The following is a 15,988-nucleotide window of genomic DNA, read 5'->3' on the forward strand; positions in this document are numbered from 1 at the left end:
CTGCCCCCAAATAGGAGAACACGCCATGAAGCAGAACATCCCGATGTCGTACTCGACCAGACTCCGCACATCCCGAGCCCACCGCCATCCCACCCGCGGACTCACCCTCCACTGGGCCACCATCCAGCTCGCCGAACCCTCCCTCCACGAACTCATCCACCGCACCCTCCATCTCCACACCATCGCCGACACCCACCAACTCGACCACGACCTGCGCAACCTCTGGCTCGGCAACCTCACCGCGCCCGACCCATCGGAGGCCTCGGCCCGATGAGCTACAACGGCATCAACGTCGGCGAAACGTTCCTGACCCGCGAAGGCGCACGCTGGGACTTCCACCGGTACAACGACGTCACCGACGACGTCATGGCCTTCACCCGCAACGGCGCGGCCATCACCGCGCGGGAACTGATCTCCGGACAGCAGCACCGCCACCTCCAACCCGCCCACCCGACGACGCCCATCGAACTCAAGACGCTCCGCGAACTCGGCCGCCCGTACGGCACCGCCCAATCCTGGCCACGCGAGGCAGACGGCCCGGCCGACACGTGGGAGATCTACGACTACGACGCCGACCTGCGCCACATCTGGCTCGTCCACACCGGCTTGTACTGGGAAACCACCGGACGGATGCGCTGGAACCGCTGGCACTACGACAACAACTGCGACCGGCTCGTAGCTGTACACACCGAACACATCAACGCCCTGCCGCGCCTGACCCTGTGGGAGGAGCGCGACCAGAAGGCCATGCGCCTCAACACCCGTGATCAGGAAGGCCGCCGGCTGTGACAACGACGACGAGGATGCCGCGCGCTGATGCGGTCCGGCCAGGCCTGGGCAAGGGCTGGCGTGCAGTGCGGGAAGTCGGGCACCACACACTCAACGACGACGGGGAACGGAGCCCGTCGTGCATCGCGACTCAACTCGAAGCGAACCCACTGACATCGAACACCACCCGTACCCACGCCGTGTTCATGCGTCTGACGCAGGACCCAGACGTTCCCGAAGTGGTCGATCGTCGGCCCCGGCTACATCGCCATCCGCTTGGCAGTCGCCTTCGACATCCTGCCCGCCGAAGCCCTCGCACCAGGAGAAGGCCGGCCGGAGCTGTACGAGAATCTGATGCGTTACTCGCGGTGCGCTCCGCCGCTCTGGAGAGGGCTGCACCGGTCGCCGCAGGACGCAGTTGTCACTGAGAGACACGAACCCGTACCGGTAGTCACTCGAATGCTCGGCAGCCGGTCACCTGTGGCTTTGACGCAACTCGCCAGCCGCAAGTCCCAGAGATCCTCACGGGGGACGTCTCGGGGGACGGACGGGGGACAGAACCCTAAGGACAGTTAGGGAAAGCCAAGGAAGGATCAGGCAAGAACTCCATCCTGTTACGGATGCCCATCCTGCACCAGCAGGCATCTGACCTGCATTGATGCGACCTGGCCTGGTAAGTCTCCGGATGCCGTCATTGATCATGGAAGGAAGATCCACCATCCCGGGAAATGTTGACGGGAAGTCGTGAAGTTCGGTTGTCAGGACAAACCGTTGACAGCGGGTTCCCCGGGCGGCACCTTGACTGCATGCGCATCGGACTCATCGGGACGGGCCGTATCGGCACCTTTCACGCAGCTGTTCTGGAGCGGTACCGCGAGGTCGGCTCGCTCGTCGTCACGGACGCGGACCCGGAGCGGGCCGTCGCGCTCGCGGACCGGATCGGCGCGACCGCGGCGCCCACGGTGGACGAGATCTTCTCCTGGGGCGTGGACGCGGTGGTCATCACGGCGGCGACGTCCGCGCACGGCGACCTGATCGCGCGGGCGGCGCGGGCCGGGCTCCCGGTGTTCTGCGAGAAGCCCATCGCCCTCGACCTGCCGGGCACGCTGGCCGCGCTCGACGAGGTGGAGCGGGCCGGGACCGTGCTCCAGCTGGGCTTCCAGCGCCGCTTCGACGCCGGGTACACGGCGGCGCGCGAGGCGGTGCGCTCGGGCCGCCTCGGCCGGCTGCACACCGTACGGGCCATGACGAGCGACCCGGCGCCGCCGCCGGCCGCCTATCTGCCGCTCTCCGGCGGGCTCTACCGGGACTGCCTGGTCCATGACTTCGACATCCTGCGCTGGGTGACCGGCCGCGAGGTGACGGAGGTGTACGCGACCGGGTCCGACGCCGGACCCGCGATGTTCCGCGAGGCCGGGGATGTCGACACGGCGGCCGCCGTCCTCACGCTGGACGACGGCGCGCTGGTCACGGCGACGGCGACGCGCTGCAACGGCGCGGGCTACGACGTACGCATGGAACTCTCCGGCGAGCTGGACACAGTCGTCGTCGGCCTCGACGACCGCACGCCCTTCGCCTCCACCGAGCCCAAGGGTCCACCCGCCGCGTCCAAGCCCTGGCCCGGCTTCCTGGAGCGCTTCGCCCCCGCGTACGAGGCGGAGCTCGTCGCGTTCGTCGACGTGGTGCGCGGCGAACGCGAGAACCCGTGCGACGGCCGCGAGGCCCTGCACGCGCTGCGGATCGCGGAGGCCTGCGAACTGTCGCGCCGGGAGCGGCGGTTGGTCCGGATGGAGGAGATTCCGGGGGGCTGATCCTCCGGCCTTGTCCGCGCGCCGCTCAGCCTGTGCGGCCGATCAGCCCTGGGTGAGAGGTCAGTCCTGCGTGACCGACAGGACCGTGCCCTGGGCGACGGCGCACAGCTTCTCCGTGCCCTCCTCGTCCGCCGTCGACAGGTCACAGCGGACGACGGCCTGGCGCCGGCCGCCGTGCACCACCTGGGCGCGGGCGATCAGGGTGCGGCCTGTCGCGGGGCGCACGTACTGGATGGAGAAGCCGCCGGTGAGCACCGCCGCGCCCAGGGCCGCGCCGCCCGCGAACGTCAGCGCGTTGTCGGCCGCGTAGGAGAGCACCCCGCCGTGCAGGAACCCGTTCTGCTGGTGCAGCTCGGGTCTGATGTCGACCTCGATCGTGGCCGCGCCGTCGCCGAACCCGGTGAGCCGGGCTCCCACGAGACGGGTGAAGGGCTGGGCGTCCAGGAGCTTCGCGGCCAGGGCGAAGTCGAGTGCGTGGGGGTTGTCGCTGTCGCGCGGTGCGGTCATGAAGGTCTCCGGGCGGGTCGGCGGGTGCGTCGGGGACGGCCGGCCGGTCGCGCCGGCCGGTGGCGTCATCTCACTCACCACCGGACCGGCAGACTGCGGACGCCTCTTATCAGCATGCCGGGCAGCCAGTCGTCGGCCGGGCCGTCGAGCGCGAGCGCGGGGGCACGGTCCAGGAGCGAGCGCAGGGCGATCTGGCCTTCGAGGCGGGCCAGGGGTGCGCCGAGGCAGTGGTGAAGGCCGTGCCCGAAAGCGATGTGGCCCCGGGCGTCGCGCCGGATGTCGAAGCGGCCCGGTTCGGGGAAGCGGTCCGCGTCGTGGTCGGCGGCAGCGAGGCCCACGAGGACGGGGGAACCGCCGGGGATGACCGTGCCGCCGATCTCGGTGTCCTCGACCGTGAAGCGGTACGTCGCGTTCTCCACGGGGCCCTCGTAACGCAGCATCTCCTCGACGGCGCCGTCGAGGAGGGTCATGTCGGCGCGCAGCGCCGCGAGTTGACCGGGGTGGGTCAGCAGAGCCCGTACGCCGCCCGCGATCAGGTTCACCGTCGTCTCGTGGCCCGCGATGAGGAGGATGAAGGCCATGGCGCGCAGCTCGTCGGGCGAGAGCCGGTCGCCGTCCTCCGCGGTCGTGCGGATCAGGGCGCTGAGCAGGTCGTCGGCGGGGGCCGAAGCCTGCTTGTCCTCGATCAGGTCGCGCAGGTACGCGGCGAGTTCCGCGAACACCGCGTACTCGGCCTCGCGGTCGGTCGGCGCCACCACCTCGTTCGACATGCGCCGGAAGTCGGCGCGGTCGATGTCGGGCACGCCGAGGAGCTCGCAGATGACCGTGAGCGGCAGTGGGAAGGCGTACGACTCGACGAGGTCGGCGCGGCCGTGCGGGAGCATCGCGTCGAGGAGGTCGTCGGTGATGCGCTGGATGCGCGGGCGCAGGGATTCGACGCGGCGCGCGGTGAAGGCGCGGGTGACGAGGGAGCGCAGCCGCGTGTGGTGCGGCGGGTCGGTGATCAGCAGATGGGCGCCGATCAGCTCTTCGTCGAGGCCGGAGAAGCCCAGCTTGGCGGGGGACTTGACCAGGCGCGGGTCGGTGAGCGCGGCGCGCGCCTCCTCGTGCCCGACGATCAGCCACGCCTCGCTGTCGTCGGCGGGCTTCGGCAGCCGCACGCGGTGCACCGGGCCCCGGGCGCGCAGCTCCTCGTAAACGGGATAGGGGTCGGCCGTGAAGCCCGCGTACCCGCCCAGATCGATCAGTTCCCCCATGGCACCGCCCCTCACGTCGGTCAGGCGTCAGTCTCTGCTGAATCTAACTCGCGCCACTGACGATCGGTTCCCGTGACGTGATCGCCGCGCCGCCCTCGGCCAGGAAACGCGCGAGCGGCAGGGTCGCCGCGCCGACTGTCACCGCGTCGGGTCCGAGGCGCCCGAGTTCGATGGTGGTCTGCGCGTACGGGTGGCGCAGCGCGTACGCGGCGGCCGCCCGCCGGACCGGTTCGAGGAGGCGGGGGCCGAGGAGCAGCCCGGCCCAGCCGCCGACGACGATGCGCTCGGGGTTGAAGAGATTGACGAGGTCGGCGAGGCCCGCGCCGAGGAACTCGGCCGTCTCGTCGAGCAGTTCACCGGCTTCGGGGTCGGCGAGGAGTTCGGCGAGCGCCCCCTCCTCGTCGGCCGAGGCCGGGTGGCCGCCGCTCTCCCGCCACCGTTCGAGCAGCGCCTCGGCGCCCACGTACGCCTCCAGGCAGCCGCGCGCCCCGCACCGGCAGCGGCGTCCGCCGACCTGGAGCGTGGTGTGGCCCCACTCCCCCGCACTGCCGGACGAGCCCTGGTAGGGGACGCCGTCGGCGATGACGCAGGCGCCGACGCCGGAGCCGATGAGGGTGACGACGGCGTTGCGGGCGCCTCGGCCCGCGCCGAACCACATCTCGGCGAGGCCGAGCGTCTTGGCGCCGTTGTCGACGAACAGGGGCAGTTCGGGCGGGAGTTCACCGCAGTCGCGGAGCATCGCCTCGAGGGGGACGGCGTCCCAGCCGATGGCCTGGCCGTGCACGACGGCTCCGACGGCGCCGCCCGCACCGGAGGCGTCGACGATGCCGGGCACGCCGATGCCGACGCCGATGAGGGCGTCCGGCGCGGCCTTCGCCTCGGTGAGCACCTGCGCGAGGCCGGCCGCGACGATCCGTACGACGTCCCGCGCGTCATGGTGTCCGTCGGGCAACGGGGCGTCCACGCGCGCGAGTTCGTTCAGGGTGAAGTCGAAGAGCTCCACGCGTACGCGTGTCTCGCCGATGTCGACGCCGGCGAGGTGGCCGCAGTGCGGGGCGACGCGCAGGAGCGTGCGCGGCCTGCCGCCGTCGGAGTCGACCGATCCGGCTTCCTCCAGGAGGCCGTCGGCGACGAGCTCGGAGACGACGTTGCTGATCGACCCCGAGCTGAGTGCGGTGAGCGGGCCCAGCTCCTGCCGGCTGAGCGGCCCGTCGAAGTAGAGCTTGCGCAGCACCGTGGCGCGGTTGTTGCGTCTGAGATCACGCACCGTGCGCCGGCGTGGTCCGGCCATCGTCATCCTCCCCCGTGCGGCGGACCCCGAGCGCCGTTCGCCCGCGCCCGGATCACGCTGTGAATTTACCCGTGCCGCCGGGGTCAGTCGTCGAGGAGTCCCGCGTCGTGGGTCAGGAGGGCGATCTGGACGCGGTTGTTCAGGCCGAGCTTCGCGAGGATGCGGGAGACGTGCGCCTTGACGGTCGCGAGGCTCATGTAGAGCTCGGCGGCGATCTCCGCGTTGGACGCGCCGCGGCCCACGGCGACGGCGACCTCCCTTTCGCGGTCGGCCAGTTCGGCGAGGCGCTCACGCGCGCGTGCCCTGCGGTCCTGCTGCGGGTCGGGGCCGGTGGCCCGCGTGATGAGCTGCCGGGTCACGGTCGGCGACAGGACGGGCGCTCCGGAGGCGACACGGCGGACCGCCTCGACGATCTCGGCGGGCGCGGTGTCCTTGAGGACGAAACCGGCGGCACCGGCGCGCAGCGCCCGCAGTACCTGTTCGTCGGCGTGGAACGTGGTGAGGACGATGACCTCGGGTGCGCCGGGCCGCGCCCGCAGCGCCTCGGTCGCGGCGAGTCCGTCCACGTCCGGCATGCGGATGTCCATGAGCACGACGTCGGGCCGGGTCCCGGCGACAAGGGCGGGGACCTCCGAGCCGTCGCCCGCCTGGCCGACGATCTCGATGTCGGGCGCTCCCCCGAGCATGAACGAGAGGCCCGCGCGTACCAGCGGGTCGTCGTCGACGAGGAGCACCCTGATCGGTTCCACCGAATTCACCCAGTCCCGCCTTCGCGCGCTCGTACCGCCACCGCCGCCCCCCGGGGGCCACCGTAGCGAGCCGGTGATCACGTGGTCCAGGCGTGCCGGCCGCGGGCGGGGGTCACGCGGGCCACGGCAGCCAGGCCTCGATCGCGAAGCCCCCGTCGTCGGCGGCGCCGTGGCCGAGGCTGCCGCCGGCCAGGGTGGCGCGTTCCGTGAGGCCGATCAGACCCTGGCCCGACCCCGGCACGTGCGGGACCTCGCCGGGGGGCGGCGGGTTGCGGACCGAGACGGTGACGCCGTCGCCCGGAGCGCCGGACACGAGAACCTCGACCTCGGCGCCGGGGGCGTGCTTGCGGGCGTTGGTCAGGCCTTCCTGGACGATGCGGTAGGCGGTGCGGCCGACGGACGCGGGGACGGCGTCCGGGGTGGCGACCTGGTGGTCGAGGACGATCTTCATGCCCGCCTCGCGGGACTCGGTGACCAGGGCGTCGAGCCCGGCGAGCGTCGGCTGGGGCCGCCCCGACTCCTCGCCGTGGTCGTCGGCCCGCAGGACGCCGATGATCTCGCGCAGGTCCTGGAGCGCCTCGTGGGCGCTCTCGCGGATGACGCCGGCCGCCCGGGCGACCTCCTGCCGGGGCGCGTCGGGCCGGAACTCCAGGGCGCCCGCGTGCACGCTCAGCAGGGTGAGCCGGTGGGCGAGCACGTCGTGCATCTCGCGGGCGATGGCCTCGCGGGCGAGGCGCTGTGCCTGCTCGGCCCGCAGTCCGGCCTCGGTCTCGGCGCGCCTCGCCCGGTCGCGCAGCGACAGCAGGAGCTGGCGCCGGGAGCGTACGAACATGCCCCAGCCGACGACGGTGACCGTCAGGACGATCGTGAAGGCGACGGAGACGACGTACGGCGAGTCCGGGTCCGGCCGGATCCAGAAGAAGAACGGGGTCAGCGCACAGGAGGCGCCGGCGACCCAGGCGACGTATCGGAAGGGGCGGTGCACGGCGAGGGTGAAGATGGCGACCAGGGTGGCGCCGCCCGCGCTGTTCGACACCATGCTGACGGCCGACAGCGCGACGGCCAGGCCCAGGGGCCACCGTCTGCGCAGCCACACGGCGGCGCAGGCGAGTGCGCCGAGCCATTGGTCGAGGGCGGCGAGGCCGTCGGAGGTGTTCGGGTCGTTCGAGACGGAGTGGGCGCCGAGCAGGCCGATGCCCACGGCGGCGAGGAAACAGGTGAAGTCGACGACCCAGTCGCGCAGGGTGCGGCGCCTGCGGCCGGGGCGGCCGTCCGGGTCCAGGTCGAGCTCGTCGGCGACGGCCGAGGGCAGCATCCTGCGCCGCCACCGGTACCGCTCCCCCGGTGGGGTCGTCCCTGTCCGCTCCTGAACCTCCATGGTCGACAAATCTACGCATCCATGACGCTCAGGAACCTCTCGCGGAGCGGACCGTGGACGAAAGTCGCGGCGGCCGGTACTTCGGTAGGCGCGTCCCGCCGTAAGCCGCGTCTTGCGGCGGGACGAGCCTCGCCCCGCGGCCGATGTGCGTGGGAGGTCCGCGGGGCGAGGTTGTCACCCATGAAGAAGGTTCTGGAGTTCATCGGCGCGATCGCGCTCATTCAGGGCGCGGTCGGCCTGCTGCACGAGTTCACCGGGTGGCTGAGCTGGGGTCTCATCCTGCATCTCGGCATCCTCGACGGCTACGAGGTGTACGGGAGCATCGCACTGATCGTGCTCGCGCTCGCCCTGTTCGCCGCGTCGGAGAGCCTCAAGAGCTGACGGCGCCGGTCACCGGGGTCGCTCAGCAGCCGTAGTCGACGAGGTCGAACGTCGCGTAGTGATCGCCGGTGTAGTAGTCCTCCTGGGACTGCTCACCGGTGACGATGCGGCGGGCGCCGCGGGTCGGGGAGCCGGGGGTGATGACCGTGTACTCGTGGTAGTAGCCGGTGGACTGCGAGGGCAGGACGCCCTCCCGGTTCTGGAAGACGGTGCCGTCCTGGTCGTACGGGTAGGGGCCGCCCTGCTCGATGAGGTCGAGCGTGTCGTGGGCCTGGGAGGGCAGCGCCGAGTAGCAGATGTCGCCGACGGCTGTCACGGAGTACGTGACGGGGGCCGGGGCCGCGGTGGCCGAGCCGGCGAGGACGGGGCCGCCGATGAGCAGGGCGGCGGCGAGGGCAGTGACACTGGCGATTCGTGGGGGGATTCGCATGGCCCCTAGTGTGACGCGCGTAGAGCATGACGTGTCAACGTCAAGTCGGGGGAGTTTTCCGGAAGTTAACCCGTCGGAGGCGCCGCTTCAGGCGCGTCCGGTGCGCATGCGGGGCCCGTTGAAGGTGCGGCTCAGGCGGTGGCGCGGCGCCCCCACGCCGTTCCTGCCAGCACGAACACGGCCCCCAACAGGCCCAGCGGTCCCAGGCGTTCGCCGCCGATGGCGATGCCGGCCGCCGCGGCCCACAGCGGCTCGGTGCCGAGCAGCAGGCTCACCCGGGACGGCGACGTCCGGTGGACCGCCCACATCTGTACGAAGAAGGCGAAGAGCGTACAGAAGACGGACAGGAAGACGAGCCCCCCCCACGCGCGCGGGCCGAAGTCCGCGGCCGCCTCCCACGGCGCGGCGCCCGTACCCGGCACCCCGCACAGGAGCGCGAACACCACGACCGACGCGCCCAGTTGGACCGTCGTCAGGGGCAGCGCGTCCGCGCCCCGCACGGACTTCATCCGGGCCATGGCGAGGACGTGGACGGTGCGGGCGAGGGCCGCGAGCAGCATCAGGAGGTCGCCGGCGGACGGGGCCGTGAAGCCGCCGCTCTGGGTGAGCAGGACGACGCCGGCCACGGAGACGGCGGCCGCGGCGAGGAAGGTGCGGGACGGCCTGGTCCGCGTCACGGCGGCCTCGGCGAGGGGCGTGAAGATCATGGTGAGGCTGATGACGAGGCCCGCGTTCGTCGCCGAGGTGTGGACGACGCCGTAGGTCTCCAGGAGGAAGATCCCGCTGAGGACCAGCCCGAGGAGTCCCGCCCCGCGCCACTGCGCCGCGCTCAGCCCCCGCAGCGCGCCCCGCCCGGCCACGGCGAGCGCCGGCAGGACGGCGCCGAACCGGAGCACGAGGACCGCGAGGACGGTGGTCTGTGTGGTGATGTCCTTGGCCGCGAGATAGCTGGCTCCCCAGACGACGGCCACGAGGAGAACGGGCAGGTCGGTGAGCCAGGCGCGGCGGGGCGCGGTGACGGTGAGCGTGGTCAAGGTGCGGTCTCCGGCGGCGTACGGCGGCGTGGAGACGACGGCGGCTCGCACGAGGGCGGGCTCACGGTACCGGCGGCAAGATCATCAGGGCCACCGTTTTCCGCCCACCGGACCCGCCCGGCCGCTCATCGCCGCGGGCGGGGGCATCGGTGTCCGTTCGCCGCCAGCGCCGGCGGTCGCCCGTCCATTTACTTGAAGTCATAACAACCGATGGCTTCTGGAGGACCCATGAACGGCAAGGCAGCACTCGTCACCGGTGGCAGCCGCGGGATCGGCGCGGCGACCGCGCTGCGGCTGGCCCGTGAGGGCGCGGATGTGGCGGTCACCTACGTGAACGGCAAGGAGGCGGCCGAGGAGGTCGTGCGCCGCGTCGAGGCACTGGGCCGGCGCGGTCTCGCGCTGCGCGCCGACTCGGCGGACGCGCACGGGGCGGCGGGGGCGGTGGATCAGGCGGCGGACGCGTTCGGCGGGCTCGACGTGCTGGTGAACAACGTGGGCGTGGGGGTGCTCGGGCCGCTGGAGGGCTTCTCGCTCGCCGAGATCGACCACGCGCTCGCGGTGAACGTGCGCGGTGTCCTGCTGGCGTCGCAGGCGGCCGCGACGCGGCTGTCCGACGGCGGCAGGATCGTCACCGTCGGCACCTGCATGGCGAAGCGCGTACCGGGCCCCGGCGGGACCGTGTACGCGACGACCAAGGCGGCCCTGATCGGCCTGACGAAGGCGCTGGCACGCGAGTTGGGCGGCCGCGGCATCACGGCGAACATCGTCCACCCGGGCCCGATCGACACGGACATGAACCCGGCGGACGGACCGTACGCCTCGGGCCAGACCGCGTCCGTCGCACTGGAGAGGTTCGGCACGGCCGACGAGGTGGCGTCGATGGTCGCCTATCTCGCGGGCCCCGAGGCCACGTATGTCACGGGCGCGGAGTTCGCCGTGGACGGCGGGCACGCGGCGTGACGTGATGTACGCGGGGGCGTACCGGTGCTGTCGGGCCGGTACGCCCCCGCGCGGGTCCGACGGGAGTTGCGGGGTCAGCCGCCGAGCTCCTGGTGACGGGCCGTCAGGCGGGCCGTGCCCTCGTCGGTCAGCGAGCCGAACAAGCGCAGGCGGGAGATGCCGCCGTCCGGGTAGATGTCCACGCGCGCGTGGGTGCCGACCGCGGGGGCGTCGAGGACGAAGCGGTGGTTGGTGTCGGGCTGGAGGCGCGTACGGGGCAGGACCTCCACCCACGCAGCTTCATCGGTGGACTCGCCGTCACGCACAGAAACCGACGCCCAGCCCGCGGAGTTGCCCTTGAGGTAGGCGGTGTCGATCTCCAGGGCGCGGATCTGCGACTGGGCGGCCAGGCCGTAGCTGATCCAGTCGTTGCCCTGGTCGCGGCGGCGGCGGGTCTCCCACCCGTCGTCCATCTTGCGGGAGCGGCCCGGCTGGATGGTGTTGCTCGCGGGCGAGTAGAAGAGGTTGGAGGCGTCCTCCGCGCGGCCGCCGTTCTCCAGGGCGACGACGTCGAACGTGCCGAGCGTGGCGAGCCACCTGGGGTCGGGCACGACCTCGCCGTGGACGCGCAGGCGGGCGATGCCGCCGTCGGGGTGCTGGTTGACGCGCAGGTGCGTGAAGCGCTGCTCCACGTCGACGGCGAAGCCGTTGGCCGCGTGGCCGCCGACCGCCGTGCGCGGTACGAGCGTCGTCCACTTGACGTCGCCCGAGAGCAGCTCCTCCGGGGTGGGCGCGCCCTCCACGGACGCGGCCTCCACCGACACGGCCTGCGGGTAGTTGCCGCGGAAGTGGGCGGTGTCGACGATGATGCCGCGGATCACGCCGGGGGCGCCGAGCCGGACGAGCGCCCAGTCGTGGTCCTCCGCGGTCGGCCACGGGTGGTCCGCGCCGGTGCCGCGGCGACGGCGGGTCTCCCAGCCGTCCATGATCTTGCCCTTGTGGCCGAAGTGCTCGGGGTCGAACTCGGCGCGCTCGGGCACGAGGAGGTTCTCGCGCTGGGCGAAGAACTCGTCGTTGGCGGCGATGACACCGGCGCCGAGCTGCCGCGCGGCGAGGTCGGCGAACTGCGTGAACGGGAAGTCGGCGGTGCGGTAGTCGGCGTAGGGGTCGCCGCCGCCGTAGGGGTTCGCGTCGCCGGTGAAGCGGGGAATCGCCGTCACAGTGATCAGTTGTTCCTTTCGAGGAGCTTGCCTGCCGGTGCGGTGAACTCGCCCTCGGCGACGATGCGTTCGCCGCGCAGCCAGGTCGACTTCACGACCCCGTGCAGCGTCTTGCCCGCGTAGGCGGTGACGCGGTTGCGGTGCTGCAGTGCGGCCGGGTCGACGGTGAACGTCTCCTCGGGGGCGAGGACCGCGAAGTCGGCGTCGCGGCCGGCGGCGATGGCGCCCTTGCGGTCGTCGAGGCCGACCAGCTCCGAGGTGCGCGAGGACATCCAGCGCACCACGTCGTCGAGGGAGTGGCCGCGCTCGCGGGCCTCGGTCCAGATGGCGGAGAGGCTCAGCTGGAGGCCGGAGATGCCGCCCCACGCGGTGGCGAAGTCGTCGGTCTTCAGGTCGGCGGTCGACGGCGAGTGGTCGGTGACGACGCAGTCGATGGTGCCGTCGGCGAGCGCCTGCCACAGCAGGTCCTGGTTGGCGGCCTCGCGGATGGGCGGGCAGCACTTGAACTCGCTCGCGCCGTCCGGGACTTCCTCGGCGGTGAGCGTGAGGTAGTGCGGGCACGTCTCGACGGTGAGCTTGACGCCCTCGGCCTTGGCCTCGGCGATCAGCGGCAGCGCGTCGGAGGAGGACAGGTGCAGGACGTGTACGCGGGCGCCGATCCGCTTGGCGGTGTCGATGAGCCCCTTGATCGCGACATCCTCGGAGATCCGCGGCCGGGTCGCGAGGTAGTCGTCGTACTTCGGGCCGCTGTTGTGCGGGGCGACGTCCAGCTCGTGCGGGTCCTCGGCGTGCACGATGAGCAGTCCGCCGAACCCGGCGATCTCGGCCATGGAGGCGGTGAGCCGGTCACCGTTCAGGTGCGGGAACTCGTCCACGCCGGACGGCGAGAGGAAGCACTTGAAGCCGAAGACACCGGCGTCGTGCAGCGGGCGCAGGTCCTTGACGTTGTCGGGCAGCGCGCCGCCCCAGAAGCCGACGTCGATGTGCGCCTTGGCGGCGGCGACGTCTTGCTTGGTGCGCAGGTTGGCCACCGTCGTCGTCGGCGGCAGCGAGTTGAGCGGCATGTCGACGATCGTGGTGATGCCGCCGGCCGCCGCGGCGCGGGTGGCCGTCCAGAAGCCCTCCCACTCCGTGCGCCCCGGGTCGTTCACATGGACATGGGTGTCCACGAGTCCGGGCATGAGGACGTCGTCACCGAAGTCCTCGAGCCGGGCGCCGGCCGGTACGTCCGCGTCGTGCGGAAGGACGGCGGCGATCTTTCCCCCGGTGACGGCGACCGACGCGGGCCGCGTGCCTTCGGGGGTGATGACGCGGGTCGAGCGCAGCACCAGTTCGACGTCGGACACCCGAGCCCCTCTCAGTAAATTCAACGTTCTGTTGAAGGAGTTTTCACTCCGGTCCAGGGTCCGTCAAGACCCGTCTCGTACGGGACGACACCGTCCTGGACGTTTCCACAAAGTGGAATTAGAATTCCGTAAGCCAGAACGTAGCTATCTACGACGGCACCGTCAAGAGAACACGGGTATGGCCCGGCGACACCCGGACAAAGGCCCCTGACCGGCCGGTACAACCCGGGCAGTGCCACCCCCCTCCCGGTGACCGCCGGGTAGGCTGCTGCCTTGCCCTTCCGCCCCGAAAGGAACGCGCCCGTGCCGACGTCAAGCGCCAGCACCAAGTCCTCTGGCCCTTCCGCCCCGACCGGCGGAGTCCAGTCCCTCGAGCGCGCCTTCGACCTCCTCGAGCGGATGGCCGACGCCGGGGGCGAGGTGGGTCTCAGCGAGCTCTCCGCGAGCAGCGGCCTTCCCCTGCCGACGATCCACCGCCTGATGCGCACCCTGGTCGCCTGCGGCTACGTGCGCCAGCAGACCAACAGGCGCTACTCGCTCGGCCCCCGCCTGATCCGCCTCGGCGAGTCCGCCTCCCGCCTCCTCGGCACCTGGGCCCGCCCCTATCTCGCCCGCCTCGTCGAGGTGACCGGCGAGACGGCGAACATGGCGCTGCTCGACGGGGACGAGATCGTGTACGTCGCTCAGGTGCCGTCCAAGCACTCCATGCGGATGTTCACCGAGGTGGGCCGGCGCGTCCTGCCGCACTCGACGGGCGTGGGCAAGGCCCTGCTCGCCCACACCCCGGCCGACGAGGTGCGCGCGCTGCTCGCGCGGACCGGCATGCCGGCCGCCACGGAGAAGACGATCACGACGCCCGACGGCTTCCTCGACGCGCTCGCCGAGGTGCGCAGCGCCGGGTACGCGGTCGACGACAACGAGCAGGAGATCGGCGTGCGCTGCCTCGCCGTCTCCGTGCCCAACTCCCCCACGGCCGCCGCGATCTCGATCTCGGGCCCGGCGGGACGCGTCACCGACGCCGCGACCGAGAAGATCGTGCCGGTGCTTCAGCAGGTCGCCGAGGAGCTGTCGGTGGCGCTGTCGAGCTCCGGGGTCGGCGCGTAGCGGCCACCGCCCGCGGCGTCACGGGACGGGCCGGCCTTCGTGAGCCGCCCGTCCACCATTTCGCACACCTCGTCCGCCACCGCGAGATGCGCCCGGTCGTGCGTGACCAGGACCGTCGCGGTGCCGCGCTCCCTCGTGAGCCGGGCGAGCAGATCCAGTACGGCCGCCCCGCGCTCGTGGTCGAGGGCGCTCGTCGGCTCGTCCACCAGCAGGACCGCCGGCTCGTTCATCAGGGCGCGGGCGATGTTGACGCGCTGGCGCTGACCGCCGGACAGCTGTTGGGGGCGGCGGCGCGCCTCGTCGGTGAGCCCGACCGCGGCCAGCAACTCCCCTGCCCGCTCCCGCACTTCGCTCGGCTTGCGGCCGTCCAGGTGGGCCATCACCTGGAGCTGTTCGAGGGCGGTCAGGGACGGCAGCAGGTTGGGCTGCTGGAAGACGATGCCCAGAGAGCGGCGGCGCAGCTCGGCGCGTTCGGCGGGGCCGATCGAGTCCGTCGGCGTACCGCCCACGGTCACGGTGCCGCTGTCGGGCGTGACCAGCGTCGCCGCGACCGCGAGGAGGCTGGACTTGCCCGACCCGGACGGGCCGACGACCGCGGTGACCGTGCCGGCCGGGACGTGCAATGTGACGCGGTCGAGCGCCGTGATGCGTCCGTCGCCGTCCGGGTAGGTGAGGGTGATCTCGTCGAGGTCGAGGCTCATCGGGCGCTCCCGAGTGCGGTGAGGGGGTCTACGGCGGTGATGCGCCGGATGGACAGGGCGGCGCCGGCCGCGCCGAGCACGGTCATGACGGCGGCCGGGCCGAGCGTGGTGAGCGGCTCCATGACGAACGGCACGCTGTCGGGCACGAACGCCCCGATGAGCGCCGCGAGGGCCGTCCCGAGGGCCGTACCGCCGACGAGCATGACCACGGCCTGCCCGAGCGCGTCCTTCAGCAGATAGGGCGTCGAGGAGCCGAGGGCCTTGAGGACCGCGATGTCGCCGCTGCGCTGGATCGTCCACACGGTGAAGAACGCGCCGATGACCATCGCCGAGATGACGAAGAGGAAGCCCCGCATCAGCTGGAGCGAGCCGTTCTCGGCCTGGTAGGACCCTATGGCCTCAAGGGCCCCTGCCACGGTCCGCGTCTCGGTGCCCGCCGCACGGTCCGCGGCGCCGAGGTCGGCGCCGTCCCCGGTGCGCAGGGCGATCACCGTGGCCCGCTCCCCTGTGCGCTGCCCGCCCGGCGCCACGTTCTGCCAGTCGCCGAGGTCGATCCAGACGACGGGTGTGTGGCTGTACGAGGCGTCGCCCGCGACCGCGCTCACCGTGAGGGACGTACTGGACAGGGCGATGCGGTCACCGGGCCCCGCGCCCAGATCGTCCGCCGCCTGCCGGGACAGGACGGCCGTGCCGGGCGCCGTCGTGTCGGGCGCGAGCCCCGAGCGGGGCCGAACGCCGAACGCGGACACGGCCGCCGTGTGGTGTCCGGCCTCGGCGTTGACGGTGCTGATGCCGAGCGGCTGCGCGCTCTCCGTCCCCGGCCGCGCGGCCAGCGCCCGCCACTGCGCGGCCCCGACCGTCGAACCGGTGAACGACACCGCCTGGCCGTCCGCGGGCCGGGCGAACGCCAGGTGGTCGGCGGGCAGCCCGGTCAGCGCCGAGGTGTTGTCCCGGGCCAGGCCCGCGGTCAGGGCGGACAACAGGCCGACGAGCAGCGTGATCAGCACGACCACGCTTCCCATCAGCGCGAACCGGCCCTTGGCGAACCGTAGATCTCTCCATGCGACGAACAT

At 72.1% G+C, this 15,988-nt stretch carries 17 protein-coding genes; 6 read left to right on the forward strand and 11 right to left on the reverse strand.

Translation table 11 applies throughout. The features are described 5' to 3' along the window. The first annotated feature begins 25 nt into the window (after positions 1-25). The 3 genes from ACWIGU_RS03685 (at position 26) to ACWIGU_RS03695 (ending at position 2,579) form a co-directional block, all read left to right on the forward strand. Complete coding sequence (locus ACWIGU_RS03685) at positions 26-274, forward strand: hypothetical protein (RefSeq protein WP_454396994.1); 249 nt, start codon at positions 26-28, stop codon at positions 272-274. After that, positions 271-789 (forward strand): hypothetical protein, encoded by a 519-nt coding sequence (locus ACWIGU_RS03690; RefSeq protein WP_454396996.1) that lies wholly within the window; start codon positions 271-273, stop codon positions 787-789. The genes ACWIGU_RS03685 and ACWIGU_RS03690 overlap by 4 nt, the downstream gene beginning before the upstream one ends. A gap of 785 nt (positions 790-1,574) precedes the next feature. Then, entirely contained in the window at positions 1,575-2,579 is a 1,005-nt protein-coding gene (locus ACWIGU_RS03695) for a Gfo/Idh/MocA family protein (protein WP_454396998.1), read from the forward strand. Positions 2,580-2,639: 60 nt separating this feature from the next. On the opposite strand, the gene ACWIGU_RS03700 is transcribed toward ACWIGU_RS03695, so the two are convergent. The 5 genes from ACWIGU_RS03700 to ACWIGU_RS03720 all read right to left on the reverse strand — a co-directional run bounded on the left by ACWIGU_RS03700 (position 2,640) and on the right by ACWIGU_RS03720 (position 7,760). Beyond that, a complete protein-coding gene (locus ACWIGU_RS03700; protein ID WP_454397000.1) occupies positions 2,640-3,086 on the reverse strand; it encodes a PaaI family thioesterase in 447 nt (148 codons plus the stop codon). A 74-nt stretch (positions 3,087-3,160) separates the two neighbouring features. Continuing rightward, positions 3,161-4,342 carry a cytochrome P450 family protein gene (locus ACWIGU_RS03705; protein ID WP_454397002.1) on the reverse strand — a complete coding sequence of 394 codons (1,182 nt, stop codon included), beginning with the start codon at positions 4,340-4,342 and terminating at the stop codon, positions 3,161-3,163. 43 nt (positions 4,343-4,385) lie between these two features. Further along, complete coding sequence (locus tag ACWIGU_RS03710; RefSeq protein WP_454397004.1) at positions 4,386-5,633, reverse strand: ROK family protein; 1,248 nt, start codon at positions 5,631-5,633, stop codon at positions 4,386-4,388. A gap of 83 nt (positions 5,634-5,716) precedes the next feature. Next, positions 5,717-6,382, reverse strand: coding sequence for a response regulator transcription factor (locus ACWIGU_RS03715; RefSeq protein WP_454397277.1), 666 nt, complete (start codon positions 6,380-6,382; stop codon positions 5,717-5,719). Between the two features lie 112 nt (positions 6,383-6,494). Continuing rightward, positions 6,495-7,760: a histidine kinase gene (locus tag ACWIGU_RS03720; RefSeq protein WP_454397006.1), complete on the reverse strand. Its 1,266-nt coding sequence runs from the start codon at positions 7,758-7,760 to the stop codon at positions 6,495-6,497. Between the two features lie 180 nt (positions 7,761-7,940). Between ACWIGU_RS03720 and ACWIGU_RS03725 the strand changes: the two genes are divergently transcribed. Continuing rightward, positions 7,941-8,141: a hypothetical protein gene (locus ACWIGU_RS03725; RefSeq protein ID WP_454397008.1), complete on the forward strand. Its 201-nt coding sequence runs from the start codon at positions 7,941-7,943 to the stop codon at positions 8,139-8,141. A 22-nt stretch (positions 8,142-8,163) separates the two neighbouring features. Here ACWIGU_RS03725 and ACWIGU_RS03730 read toward each other — a convergent pair whose 3' ends face one another. Further along, on the reverse strand, positions 8,164-8,571 hold the full coding sequence (locus tag ACWIGU_RS03730; protein ID WP_329569115.1) for a ribonuclease domain-containing protein: 408 nt from the start codon (positions 8,569-8,571) through the stop codon (positions 8,164-8,166). Between the two features lie 131 nt (positions 8,572-8,702). Then, complete coding sequence (locus tag ACWIGU_RS03735) at positions 8,703-9,605, reverse strand: DMT family transporter (RefSeq protein ID WP_454397279.1); 903 nt, start codon at positions 9,603-9,605, stop codon at positions 8,703-8,705. 228 nt (positions 9,606-9,833) lie between these two features. Here ACWIGU_RS03735 and ACWIGU_RS03740 point away from each other — a divergent pair, with 228 nt between their 5' ends. After that, the gene (locus ACWIGU_RS03740; RefSeq protein WP_454397010.1) at positions 9,834-10,565 is read left to right on the forward strand and encodes an SDR family oxidoreductase; all 732 of its coding nucleotides are present in this window, start codon (positions 9,834-9,836) and stop codon (positions 10,563-10,565) included. A gap of 74 nt (positions 10,566-10,639) precedes the next feature. Here the strand turns inward: ACWIGU_RS03740 and alc are convergent, their stop codons facing one another. Together alc and allB are read right to left on the reverse strand one after the other, a co-directional pair. Then, positions 10,640-11,764, reverse strand: coding sequence for an allantoicase (alc, locus tag ACWIGU_RS03745; RefSeq protein WP_454397011.1), 1,125 nt, complete (start codon positions 11,762-11,764; stop codon positions 10,640-10,642). A 5-nt stretch (positions 11,765-11,769) separates the two neighbouring features. After that, positions 11,770-13,110, reverse strand: coding sequence for an allantoinase AllB (allB, locus tag ACWIGU_RS03750; protein WP_454397013.1), 1,341 nt, complete (start codon positions 13,108-13,110; stop codon positions 11,770-11,772). Between the two features lie 303 nt (positions 13,111-13,413). Between allB and ACWIGU_RS03755 the strand changes: the two genes are divergently transcribed. Continuing rightward, positions 13,414-14,214, forward strand: a complete 801-nt coding sequence (locus ACWIGU_RS03755) for an IclR family transcriptional regulator (RefSeq protein ID WP_356289260.1) — start codon at positions 13,414-13,416, stop codon at positions 14,212-14,214. Here the strand turns inward: ACWIGU_RS03755 and ACWIGU_RS03760 are convergent. Together ACWIGU_RS03760 and ACWIGU_RS03765 are read right to left on the reverse strand one after the other, a co-directional pair. After that, positions 14,157-14,915 (reverse strand): ABC transporter ATP-binding protein, encoded by a 759-nt coding sequence (locus ACWIGU_RS03760; RefSeq protein WP_454397015.1) that lies wholly within the window; start codon positions 14,913-14,915, stop codon positions 14,157-14,159. The two genes, ACWIGU_RS03755 and ACWIGU_RS03760, sit on opposite strands and share 58 nt — an antisense overlap. Then, positions 14,912-15,988, reverse strand: a complete 1,077-nt coding sequence (locus tag ACWIGU_RS03765; protein WP_454397017.1) for an ABC transporter permease — start codon at positions 15,986-15,988, stop codon at positions 14,912-14,914. The genes ACWIGU_RS03760 and ACWIGU_RS03765 overlap by 4 nt, the downstream gene beginning before the upstream one ends.

The organism is Streptomyces sp. NPDC055400, assembly GCF_053644375.1.